At 37.7% G+C, this 12761-nt stretch carries 9 protein-coding genes; 3 read left to right on the top strand and 6 right to left on the bottom strand.

The features are described 5' to 3' along the window. The 3 genes from secG to FJR38_RS05915 form a co-directional block, all read right to left on the bottom strand. The coding region (gene secG / locus FJR38_RS28215; protein ID WP_254449398.1) for a preprotein translocase subunit SecG at positions 1 to 112 on the bottom strand (112 nt) is incomplete at its 3' end. Between the two features lie 89 nt (positions 113 to 201). Continuing rightward, the gene (gene gpmI, locus FJR38_RS05920; RefSeq protein WP_168535920.1) at positions 202 to 1800 is read right to left on the bottom strand and encodes a 2,3-bisphosphoglycerate-independent phosphoglycerate mutase; all 1599 of its coding nucleotides are present in this window, start codon (positions 1798 to 1800) and stop codon (positions 202 to 204) included. A 399-nt stretch (positions 1801 to 2199) separates the two neighbouring features. Then, entirely contained in the window at positions 2200 to 3774 is a 1575-nt protein-coding gene (locus FJR38_RS05915) for a serine/threonine-protein kinase (RefSeq protein WP_168535918.1), read from the bottom strand. Between the two features lie 545 nt (positions 3775 to 4319). Between FJR38_RS05915 and FJR38_RS29235 the strand changes: the two genes are divergently transcribed. Continuing rightward, a complete protein-coding gene (locus tag FJR38_RS29235) occupies positions 4320 to 4385 on the top strand; it encodes a hypothetical protein (RefSeq protein WP_371418159.1) in 66 nt (21 codons plus the stop codon). Positions 4386 to 4899: 514 nt separating this feature from the next. Here FJR38_RS29235 and FJR38_RS05900 read toward each other — a convergent pair. Further along, the gene (locus FJR38_RS05900; RefSeq protein WP_168535916.1) at positions 4900 to 6210 is read right to left on the bottom strand and encodes an alkaline phosphatase PhoX; all 1311 of its coding nucleotides are present in this window, start codon (positions 6208 to 6210) and stop codon (positions 4900 to 4902) included. Positions 6211 to 7020: 810 nt separating this feature from the next. On the opposite strand from FJR38_RS05900, the gene FJR38_RS05895 reads away from it, so the two are divergent. Then, complete coding sequence (locus FJR38_RS05895; RefSeq protein ID WP_168535914.1) at positions 7021 to 7650, top strand: PEP-CTERM sorting domain-containing protein; 630 nt, start codon at positions 7021 to 7023, stop codon at positions 7648 to 7650. A gap of 273 nt (positions 7651 to 7923) precedes the next feature. Here the strand turns inward: FJR38_RS05895 and FJR38_RS05890 are convergent, their stop codons facing one another. Then, positions 7924 to 9618: an ABC-F family ATP-binding cassette domain-containing protein gene (locus FJR38_RS05890; protein ID WP_168495624.1), complete on the bottom strand. Its 1695-nt coding sequence runs from the start codon at positions 9616 to 9618 to the stop codon at positions 7924 to 7926. Positions 9619 to 10235: 617 nt separating this feature from the next. Between FJR38_RS05890 and FJR38_RS05885 the strand changes: the two genes are divergently transcribed. Then, entirely contained in the window at positions 10236 to 12428 is a 2193-nt protein-coding gene (locus FJR38_RS05885) for a cation:proton antiporter (protein ID WP_168535912.1), read from the top strand. Positions 12429 to 12499: 71 nt separating this feature from the next. Here the strand turns inward: FJR38_RS05885 and FJR38_RS28205 are convergent. Then, positions 12500 to 12761, bottom strand: a 262-nt coding sequence (locus FJR38_RS28205; protein ID WP_254449367.1) for a transposase, incomplete at its 5' end; no start/stop codon positions are given.

The raw sequence follows: 12761 nt of genomic DNA, 5'->3' as shown, positions 1-12761 counted from the left end.
GTCCACCAATAGCACCAATCCCATCACCTTTAGGACTATGCAGCAAGACGAGAACAATTAAACCCAGAGCAGAAAACGCCCAAATACCTTGTACGATGCTAGTAATTGTCATATTAGAAATCTTGATTATAACAAATTTTACACAATTGTAACTAAGAAAACAGTTAACTATCAAAAGTTAACTGTTAACTCAAGTATATTTTACAAACCTACTTGTACAGGAGTACGAGTTAGTTGTACATCATATTCTGCCGCTTTAAGTAATGATCGCCCTGTCATTTCTTCTGGTTGGGATATCTGTAAAATATCCAGAATAGTCGGGGCAATATCGGCTAATTTGCCATCATTTCTCAGCAGTACATCTGTACCATATCCAGGAATTTTAGCTTTTTCGCCTTCTACCAAAATTAAAGGAACTGGATTAGTAGTATGCGCTGTCCAAGGATGACCACCTTCATCTAGCATATATTCAGCGTTGCCATGATCAGCCGTAATAATTGCTGTACCACCAGCTTTACCAATAGCGTCAATGAGACGACCTAAGCATTTATCTACTGTTTCAATCGCTGTTACAGTAGCTGGAATTTGTCCCGTATGCCCTACCATGTCTGGGTTAGCATAGTTCATCACAACTAGGGAGTAGATGCCCTTTTTAATAGCAGCGATCGCCACATCTGTTACAGCTTGTGCTGACATTGACGGGGCTTGATCATAAGTCGCTACCATTGGACTACTGACTAATTCCCGGTCTTCTCCCACACAAGGGTCTTCCAGTCCCCCATTAAAGAAATAGGTGACATGAGCGTATTTTTCAGTTTCGGCTGTTCTAAACTGCTTTAAACCACGATTAGCGATAACTTCACCCAGAATATTACTCAGATTTTGCGGCGCAAAAGCCACAGAAACAGGTAATTCTGGATCATACTGGGTAAAAGTTACAAAAGAAAGTGGTTGAATTTTCTCTCTTTCAAACCCGTTAAAAGTGTTACTGACAAAGGCTTGAGTTAGTTCTCTAGCGCGGTCGGGGCGGAAATTAAAAAATATGACCCCATCTCCAGATTCTACCGCGCCTGGTTGCAGACGGACAGGAAGAACAAACTCATCAGTCACACCTTGAGCGTAAGCTGCTTGCAATGTCTCTACAGCCGTGAGTCCATTACCCGCACTATCTGTTATCATCACATCGTAAGCGCGTTGGACTCGATCCCAACGGTTATCACGATCCATGGCATAATAACGACCGCTGATAGTGGAGATCGCCCCAATTCCAATATGATCTATATAGTCTTCCAATTGCTGAATGACATTGATAGCATCTGTCGGTTTGGTATCACGGCCATCAGTAATGGCGTGGATACAAACTTGTGAAAGTTGCTGTTCCTTTGCTAAGTCAAGTAGTCCAAATAGATGGGTAATATGGGAATGCACCCCGCCATCAGAACAAAGCCCCACTAGATGTAACTTGCCATTAGCTGAACGAACTTCTTGGCAAATTTTGACAAGGGCTGGATTTGCGGCTAAAGAACCGTCTTCTACAGCATCTGAGATGCGTACCAGTTCTTGGGGTACGACTCGACCAGCGCCAATATTCAAATGACCAACTTCCGAGTTGCCCATTTGACCTTCTGGCAACCCTACGGCTTTTCCTGATGTGCGAATGAGGGTGTGGGGATAGACTGCCCATAAACTGTCCATGATTGGCGTTTTGGCAGCGGTGATAGCGTTTCCTCGCTTTTCCTCACAGTAGCCCCATCCATCTAGAATGACTAGCACCACAGGAGCAACAGGTGCTTTGGTCATAGTAAAATTGCCCTTTACTTTTTGTAATACTCGAATGATACCATTGCTAACCACCTCTGGAGGTTAAATTCTCCATATTGATTGAATAATTGCTATTTTAAATTGCAAATATTGTATAAAATAGATTATGTATGAATTGAGTTAGACTTGTTTAGTTATGCCTTAGCGAAACTGAGCGAAGTATTGCTTATCCTAGCAGGTAAAGATTGAAGAAATGGTAGAAAACGGATGTTTATTGTCATTTATTCTTGGATGCTCATACGAAAATAGTAATTTTTTGTTTAAAGGAAAAATATAATTTATTTTATATGAAAAATTATATTCAATTGAATTCAAAATTATGGAAATAAGTCCATAGTACATAATATTTATTTGTTGGGTTTTCTAAACCTAACCTACCTAATTTAGATATTTAATGTCCTCTACTTTTGTTAGAATTATTTTCCATTGACCATTATTAGATTTTTTTAAAGTATGTGTAACTACTAATATATTGTCTCTAAATGCAGGACCAGCAATTTTTGTGGTTATTTGTGTAATCATTACTTTTGCATAATTTTCTGATATTTCAGTTACCTCCAATGTATTAATTTCATATCTCAAATCGTAGGTATAGAAAATTTGTTGTGTCATATTTCTCGTCTGTTCATATTCTGGAATTGATTCATCAATTACCGACATAGTAATATCCAAGTTCTCTTCGTTTAAGCCTCTTAGATTCTGAGCAAAGACTGCCTTAATTTCCGCTTCCTGGCTATTATCTATATAAGTTTCTTGAATGTTAGGGTTAGAAGTTACTAATTCTGAATTATTATCTTGTATTTCAGTTGGTTGTGAAATTGCAACTGGTTGACTAGCTGGAGGTTGAAAAATCTTACCAATATCTTTCCAACCTAACCTAAAAAATATTAATAGTGCTGCACCAATTAATGTTCCAATCCCTTGATAAATTTGTTGAGATAATTCGTTTTTTTGATTCTTTGATGATTGCTGTTGAGAAGTTGAAACTGTTTTATGTTGTGTATGCTGTTGAGGTGGTTTTACTAAAGTAGATGGTACTGTTGAAGCTGAAGTAGAAGATAAATATGATAAATTATTAATATCAGATATACACCGCAAAATCATTTCTGCATTTTGTGGACGCTTTCCAGAAAAAGGTTCGCTTAGATAATCAATCAACCCCGCTAATGGCTTAGATACTTGTGAAGCACTATCTCGCCATATTAACTTACCTGTTTGAGAATCTTCAGAAAATTCATCAGGAGATTTACCAGTTAACAAATAAATAAATGTTCGACCAAGAGCAAAAAAATCTGATTGTGGTACAGCATTACCATTTGCTTGTTCCAAAGGTGTATAACCTGGGGAAATAATACCTGTTATATTTTGTCCTGCTGCTTTTTGGTAATAGGTTTTTGTAACTTCTCTTGCTGTACCAAAATCAATTAATGCTAGATGTCCATCCGCTTTAAGCATAATATTTGATGGCTTAATATCTCGATGAAAAAAGTTTTGTTTATGTACTTCATTTAAAATATTTGCTAATTGAGTTAACCATAAAATTGCTAATTTTTCATCAATGGGGCGATTCTCTCTTTGTTCCATATATTGGGACAAATCCAACCCCTCAATTTTTTCCATCACCAAACAATGCAAAGGTGATTGGCTATTTCTGGGTAAAAATGTAAAATATACTTCTGCTTTCGGTATTCCTGGATGATTTAACTGACTTAATACTCGTGCTTCCTGCTGAAAAAGGGATACTGCTTTCGGGTCATCTAACGTCAACACTTTTAAGACTTTGAGGGTGTTATTCTGACTAATCTCAAAAGTCTTACCAAAGCCACCTTCCCCTAATTGACGAATCACTCGATAGCGACCTTCTAATAGCAATTCTGAGCCACAAGCTTCACAAAATAGGATATTGTCAGGATTTTGCGACTTTGGGCAGTTAGGATTGATGCACAGGCTCATAATCTTAGCAGGTAGCAGATTTATCTTAACTTCCATATTATACGCACTGTAAGGGTTTAGCAATGCTCACGAGGTCAACTTAACCTAAAACCCATAGCCCGTCGGGGAATGAATTCCCAGTCTCATAGAACAAGTCATCTAAAAATCCTAAAAAATACCTAGTTTACTTTAGTGGGTGTTGAAGCCAACAAATAAGCTAAAATCAATCTTTTTACCTAAGTTCCAGGGAATTTGTAGAAGTTTTACAACTTCTCTTTTTTGCTTTTGAAAAAACTGTCATCAGAAATGCTGTCTTTAACAGCGGAGGCTATTGAAACAGCAAAATTTAAAGATGAATTAATAGAGGTAATCTGTAATGAGGAAGAAGAAGTCAGCAATTCTTGAGGCTGTTCACGAAACTGCTATAGGACTATACAAAGCTGGTCTAATGAGTCAAGTTACGTTACGCGAATTTGATAGCTTGTGTTTACCTCCAATTGAACCGCTAGAACCTCAACAAATAACAAATTAAGCAACTTCGTAAATTATTTAATGTAAGCCAATCTGTGTTTGCTACTATTTTAAATATCAGTTTATCAACTGTTCAAAAATGGGAAATTGGGCAAAAATGACCTACAGGCGCGGCTCTTAAATTACTGCATTTAGTCCGTGAAAAAGGTTTGGAAAGTTTAATTTATTAATTTAACCTGATAACCAAATAAGTAAGAAATTGTAGTTTCCAATCGCCAGAATAATCTGCTAATTTTAATCTATGCAGGTGTGTTTTATTTGTATAATATTGGCAAAATCAAACAGCCAACAGTTACAATTTGTACATTAGTAGAGGATGAATATCAAAAGCGATTATTTCAAAACAATGATCAACTCGTTTCCTACTTGCAATTAACTCCAAAACAAGTCTTTGCATCCGTGTGTACTTTATCCTAAATATAGGAAACAAATTGATAAAATTTTTAACGATTTGCGGAAGTCCCCACCTTATGAGTACATTGAAGGTGGGGATTGTGAGCAATTCGACAAGCTCAGGGCATCGCAGTGACCACAGGGGATGAGGATTGCATCTGGAATTGATTTTTTAGCAAATATGGTATGACTTATGACTGAAAGCATAAATCAGAAAATGTCTTAGATTCTCGTTTCCCAAGGACCCCAGATTGCAAAAGTAATACCAGGGCTTTGCATATTGACAAACATAGTCTTACCATCAGGAGAGAAGCAAGCTCCAGCCCATTCACTACCATTAAAGGTATTACGGGCTAAATCATAAAGTTGTCCCTGGGGAGTTACACCTCTTATAGAATTAGGATTAGCTCCATCTTCGCAGAGAATGAGATCGCCATTTAAAGGTGCTATGCAAATGTTATCGGGCGCACGAAGAGCAGTTGTACTGGGAGAATCTACAAATATATCAAGTGTATTACTAGCAGGAATGTAACGGAAGACTTGACCACGATTACCAGGACCACCACTTGTGCAACAGAAGTAAATTTCACCGTTACCGTACCAAATACCTTCCCCACGCGCAAATCTGGCTGCGCCTAAGTTACGACCTTGGACTCGGACGTTATCTATAGTTGGATCTGGCTCAGGAATTTCTACCCAACTGATATTAGTCCATGTTTGTCCTACATTGAAACCAGTAGCAGTGTTAACACTACCAGCGTTACCTATTACAAGAGCTTCGAGTCTACCACCTTCTGCTAACTTGCCAGGTACGTTAGGGATAAAGCGGTAGAAGAGACCATCTCCTCTATCTTCAGTCTCATAAACAATACCAGTTGCGGGATCTACAGCGATCGCTTCGTGATTAAAGCGTCCCATAGCCTTGAGAGGTACAGCTTTTACAGGCCCGTTGGCATTAGCTGGAACTTCAAAGTTATAACCGTGGAATTGTATTCTTCCGCCGCCGTTAGCAGGTGTGTCTACATTTTCTTCACTGGTAATCCATGAACCCCAAGGAGTTATACCACCCGCACAGTTACGAATAGTTCCACCAAGAGAAGCAAACTGTTTAACTAGCTGACGATTGGAATTTACAACTATGTTTGTAGTACCACCTCTACAAACAGGATCATAGGCTAAATCACTGGGTACTTGTACTTTTCCAGTAGTGCCAGTACCGCCAATTTCATGGTTACAAATCAGGATGGTTGTACCTCTAGGTCCTTGGAACGCTCCCATACCATCATGTAAGTTAGGTACTGGATTACCATCAGCCATGATATTACCCGTGCGAGATATCTCCCGATATTGGAATCCAGCAGGTAATGCTAAGGGCGCACCAGGAATAGCTATAAGGGGACCATATCCTGTGGTTGTAGGTGTTGTTTGACCGAAGGCTGCTCTAGCGAGAAGACCTTCTAAAGGAGAAGCAGCTAAAGTGGTAGCCGCAGTTGCACCTGCTATGGAAAAAAACTTACGTCTTGATAATGTCATGTGGAAATTTTTAGTTATGTAAAATGTTTAACTAAACGTCTAAAGCGTCTAATTTTCTAATGTGAATTAGTTCTTTGATGTAAAGACCATCATGATTTTGTTGAGTCTGACAACCTGTATGAGATAACAGGATGTTTCAATTCACGATCAGACTTAACCAGTAAAATACCTGATTTTGATTAAGCTTTGGTAATTATTGATTTAATAAAGGGTAGATTATTATTAGTAAGTTCTTTAGGAAAATTTATTAATATACAACCAAAGTTTTTGATATAGAAATTCCGTATAAGTTAGCCAATGATATAGAACACAGAAGATATTAGGAGTTAATTTATTTTCAAATAGTGTGGAAATAACTTTAGTATTATTGATACTAATAGTCATTAAGTTATATCTATTAAGTTAATATATTTGATTTTGTAATAGCGATCGCCATTTTTTATTAGACAAACAAAATTAAGTTAAGGATAGTTAAAGACTTCTTTAATTAATGGAAAATATAGGATTTTTTTTAAAATCTAGTCCATTTTATATTGATAAAATTGAATCTAATGATAGAATCTGCCCAAAGGCAAAAAGCATTTTTTTTAGAAATGGATTAGGTCAAACAAGACAAATATTGTTATGAACCAAGGTTAAAGCATCTGAATTACAGAAGCTAAACTTACCATATTGGTTATAGTCTCCTTTGTCTTGTTTGATTGTGATTGGGTATAGAAATTCAATTTCTAAATTTTACCTTTTGTCAAGCTAACCAAAAATTAGCTGATAGCTAAAACAACATCGCAATAAATAATCGACATCAAAACAATGAACAGTATTTACAACCAAATCAAAGCGACAATAGCTGTTGCTGCTGTTTCCTCTGTAGCGACTTTTGCTAATATTCCCAGCGCAAATGCAGCCTTATTTGGTCTTAATTGGGAAGGAGATCAAGGTTATTCTGCTCAAGGTAAGTTTAGTTATAGTGATAGCCTCGAAGGTACTGTTGTTACTGGAAGTCAGCTAAATACATTTAGTCTTTCCTTCTTCAACCCCACCGGCGATTTATTAAAAACTTTCGCTTACAATTTTTCAAGTCCTACTACTACTCCTAGTTTTGACTTCTTCAATTTCAACTTCGATACAGTAACAGAGAGTGTTCTGCAATCAGGCAGTTATGACACATCTACAGGCTTTGACTTAGGAAGTAACTTCAATACAGACATAGCAGGGTTATTCTTCTACACTTTCCAAGATGCTGATCAAGGATTACCAACGACTACAATATTCTTGAATGATGGGCTTTCTACAGAAGTTTGTATCCAAAGTGGGAACTGTGGTTTAGATTTCGGTGGTCAGTTAACAGCAAATAAAATCCCTGAACCAGGAACAATTTTCGGTCTGTTGGTACTTGGTTCTGCGGTTGGATTCCTAAAGAAAAAGTCAGCTGTTGCCTAAGCAATCAAGCTAACTTAATTAAAAATCAAACTAATTGACTATTATTCTAGCTCTCGTACCCAAAATGTGCAGAGCTAGAACTGAAAAAAATGTGTCAGGAATTTACGCAAATAAATCCCTGTACACTTCTAGATTATTTTTTAGTGATGTTACATCCTTTGCACAGAATAATAATTATCCATATTTATCTGCGTTTATCTGCGGTCAATAATGCTTAAAAAATAGGTGACAGAAAGCCAGAATCACAATCAGTCACCCATCTACCAATATTACCTATTTCTGCTTTGCTCCAGCCTTTGCAGCTTTCGCAGCTTTTTTTGCAGCTTTTTCGGCTTCTGCTGCGGCTAACTTAGCTTGTTCTTTTTCTTCAGCAATCTTATCGAGATAATAGTGATAATCTCCTAAATAAACGCGGAATTCACCATCACGAATTTCGACAATTTTGTTAGCTACTTGAGAGATAAAATAACGGTCATGGGAAACTACAATCGCTGTACCGTCATAGTTTTGTAAAGCCTCTTCCATCATTTCCTTTGCAGGAATATCTAAGTGATTGGTAGGCTCATCCAGAATGATTAAATTAGCAGGACGTAAAAGCATTTTTGCTAATGCTAACCGAGCTTTTTCACCCCCACTTAATGCCCCAACTTTCTTAAATACGGTATCACCAGTAAAGAGGAATCTTCCTAACAGTGTGCGGACTTCTTCATTTGTCCAATCAGGAACTTCATCATGAATAGTTTCCATGACGGTTTTATTTAAATCTAACGCTTCCGCTTGGTTTTGCTCAAAGTAACCAGGAATAACGTTGTGATCACCTAATTTAACAGTCCCTTCTGTAGGTGGTTCAGCACCCATAATGATTTTTAACAGTGTAGACTTACCTGCACCATTAGGACCAAGGAATGCAATTCTATCTCCTCTTTCTACTAGAAGATTGGCTGATAAAAACAGAATTTTATCCCCATAAATATGGGTAAAATCTTTAATTTCTACCACTTCTCTACCGCTACGACTGGCATCCGGAAAGCGGAAATGTAGCGTTCTCATTCCTCCCGTAGGTGCTTGGATGCGTTCGATTTTATCTAGTTGCTTTTCTCTACTTTTTGCTTGGGTACTGCGGGTAGCACTGGCGCGGAATTTATCTACAAATGCTTGTTGTTTTTCTAATTCTTTTTGCTGACGTTCATAAGCATTCAGTTGTGCTGATTGATTTTCGGCTTTTTGTTGGAGGTAAGCAGAATAGTTCCCAAGATATGTACTAGAAACACCCCTTTCAGTTTCCACAATTTGGTTACAGAGTCGGTCAAGAAATTCCCGGTCATGGGAAACTATTACCATTGGGGTAGTTAAACCTCTCAAGTAATTTTCTAACCATTCGATAGTTTCTAAATCTAAGTGGTTTGTCGGTTCATCCAGTAGTAATAAGTCGGGTTTTTGCAGGAGAATTTTCCCTAAACTCATCCGCATTTGCCAACCACCGGAAAAGGCACTAACTAGGCGATCGCTATCTTCTAGTTGAAATCCCATTTCTGGTAAAATTTTACCGATGCGAGCGTCTAAACCATATCCGTCTAAAGCTTCAAACTGACGCTGCAACCGATCTAACTGATGTATTAGTTCATCTAACTCTTCTGGATTAGCACTTTCCATCTCGTGGGGTATCCGAGATAAAGCCATCTGCACTTCATTAGCTTCTTTAAATACAGTCCAAAATTCTTCTCTGACTGTACGGGTCGGGTCAACCTCAAACTCTTGGTTAAGATAAGCTATGTGTAAGCTGGCAGGGCGAATAATTTCCCCAGCAGTGGGTTCAATCTCCCCAGAGATAATTTTTAATTGGGTGGATTTTCCCGCACCGTTAACGCCAACTAAACCAATGCGATCACCTGGTTTGACTTCCCAGTTGATATCTTTAAGAATTTCGCCTGTAGGATAAATTTTACTGATATGTTCTAGTCGCAGCATGAAGCGTCTCGTAGGTAGAGGATAGTGGGGCAAAGCTAACGCCGTATACAATCTTAACAAAATTTAACGCCATATTTACAAATTTTTGACTATAAAAATAAATTCTCTCCTAGACAAGTCGTAACTGATAGCAATTTTCGTCAAATATAGAATCTATTCTTAAATTTCCTCTAGGGCATCTGGGTAATCATAAAAAATATGTAGTAAATTTACATAAAAAATTCTCTCCCCACCCATATTTTGCCTTTATTTTTTCAGCGATCGCTAATCAGCATTACAGATAACAATTAAGACATTATTTAAACTATTAGCTATAGTAGCTTTTTCGCATTTTCTGTTTATTATGCTCTTTTTTGATTAAATAATTTATTTATCAGCAATTATAGCTGCTATCTTTTCTTTTATTTGTTTAATGCTTACTGATTCTCAATTTATTTGTCATTTAATCAATAAACTCATTCTAAATTTGATTGAGTATTGAGATAGCAAGGTAACAATAATTAACATCTCAAATTAATAAAAATAGCCGAAAATATATCCTGCCAGGTTGACAATTTCTACCGTTATATTATAAAGAATTATCTTGGTGAACCCGGATAGTCGTTAGAAAGGAAACTATGCACATAGTTATTCTCGTTCTAGTTGAGGTACTAATTGTTATTGGACTGTCACGACTTGTAGGATTGGGATTTAAATCAATTAAACAACCATTGGTAATTGGTGAGATTTTTGCTGGCATCATGCTAGGTCCATCATTATTGGGTTTAATTGCCCCCCATCTGGCAACTAACCTGTTTCCACCAGAAACAATGCCTTTTTTGAATGTTTTATCGCAAATAGGGCTAATATTTTTCATGTTTCTGATTGGTTTGGAATTAAATCCCAAATATCTGAGGAATAACTTAAAAACTGCTATTTTCATTTCCAATCTCAGCATCATCATTCCCTTTGCTTCCGCATTTGTTTTATCTTTACTACTTTATCCTTTAGTTGCTCATAACAATGTCAACTTTATTCCTTTTGCCTTATTCTTCGGTGCAGCCATGTCAATTACTGCCTTTCCTGTATTGGCAAGAATTATTACCGAAAATAACTTACAGGGAACTCGTTTAGGATCATTAGCCTTAACTTGTGCAGCAGTGGATGATATCACAGCCTGGTGTATTTTAGCCGTAGCGATCGCTGTTGCTCGTCATGGTGATATGGATCAACAAGCTATTTTCATCATTATTAAAAGCCTAATTTATATGGGCTTTATGTTCACAGTTGGACGATGGTTTCTTCAACTTCTTAGCACTTATCATCGTCGGGCTGGCCGATTGAGTCAACTTCTTTTAGCTGTAATTTATATGGGAGTTGTTACTTCTGCTCTAATCACTCAATTTATTGGCATTCATCTCATTTTTGGCGCATTCCTATTAGGAGCAGTCATGCCAAAAGATGCAGAATTAGTCAGAGAATTAGCTGTCAAAACTGAAGATTTTGTCCTCATATTTCTTTTACCAATATTCTTTGCCTACAGTGGTTTAAAAACAGATATTACTCTCCTGGACCGTCCTAAATTGTGGCTATTATCTGCCTTAATTTTATTATTAGCGATCGCAGGTAAATTTATTGGTGCTTATGTAGCTGCTCGCCTTAGTGGCATTAATAAAAAAGAAGCTTCAGCCATTGGTTGGTTAATGAATACTCGCGGTTTAACTGAATTAATCGTCTTGAATATTGGATTAGAGTTAAACGTCATTACACCTTTACTTTTTACCATGTTAGTAATTATGGCTTTGGTGACAACATTTATGACTTCACCATTGCTGGAATTGACATATCCTAAACGCCTAATCAGATTAGATGTCATTGAACCAGAAGCAGAAAAACCACCAAAAACAACACCAGAAATTCACGAACCTTACATTAATCAATATCGAATTTTAGTCCCAGTCGCTAATCCTAGTACACAAAAGGGTCTGTTACAATTAGCCACAGCGATCGCTATCAACTACCGACAACCTGCTATTGTTTATCCCCTCAGCTTAATTGAACTGGAAGAAAACTATGGCTTTGAGAATACCCCCACCGAAGCCAACCGACTCATTACCGAACGTCGTCAAAAACTAGAAGAATTAATTAATACCCTAGAACCACCAGAAACCCGATCCTATATCCATCCTATCGTCCGCATATCTAGCAATGTCGCTAGAGAAACAGCGCAGATAGCCAAAATTGAACAACCAGATTTAGTTCTCGTTGGCTGGCATCGTCCAGCTTTTAGCAACAATCGTTTAGGGGGAAGAGTCGGACAAATTCTCAGCACCGCACCAGTAGATGTAGCCGTATTTATAGATAAAGGTGGCAATCTTCTCCAAAGTTTATTAGTTCCTTACTCTGGGAACATTCATGACGATTTAGCACTAATTATTGCGTTGAGAATGCTGATTAACTGTGATATTTGTATGTTACAAGTTTTACAGGTATTTACAAGTGATTATATTCAAGACGAATTAAGTTACGAACTGAACGCCATGATTGAGCAATTACCGAGAAGTGTACGCGATCGCATTGAAATCAAAACCGTTACATCCCCAGAACCAATGAAAACCGTAGTTGCAGCCTCGGAAAATGTTGATCTCACTATTATCGGTACAAGTCGCGTTTGGGGAATTGAACGCCAAACACTAGGAAGATACACAGATCAACTCGCTATCCAATGTCGTTCTTCACTAATCATTACCCGTCGCTACAGTCAAGTTACCTCACATCTTGCTTCCCTTCTACCAGCAGTTAATACCCCAGAAGCAATTTGTAATTCATAATTTTTGCCAATTCCTCTTTATTGACACTCTCAGGTCTAAAGACACTGAGATTCTTGAATCAAGGACGTGACTTACTGAGACAGGATTTCTCCAACCAGAGCAGGGGTCTCATCTCCCCAAGCGTTGCTTGCGTCTAGCGCAAAAGTTCCCGTATGCCCTACGGTACTCAATCCCCGACTCAGGATATTTCTAGCTGCGTTTTCATCTCTATCCATGAAGCATCCACACTTACAAACGTGGGTTCGAGTAGATAGGGTTTTCTTGACAATTTCACCGCAACTAGAGCATTCCTGGCTAGTATATTGTGGATTAACAGCCACCGTGACTCTCTTG

The sequence above is a fragment of the Anabaena sp. UHCC 0253 genome (assembly GCF_009712085.1).
In the GTDB taxonomy this organism is placed as follows: Bacteria; Cyanobacteriota; Cyanobacteriia; order Cyanobacteriales; family Nostocaceae; genus Dolichospermum.
This window is presented reverse-complemented; position numbering and strand designations above follow the sequence as displayed.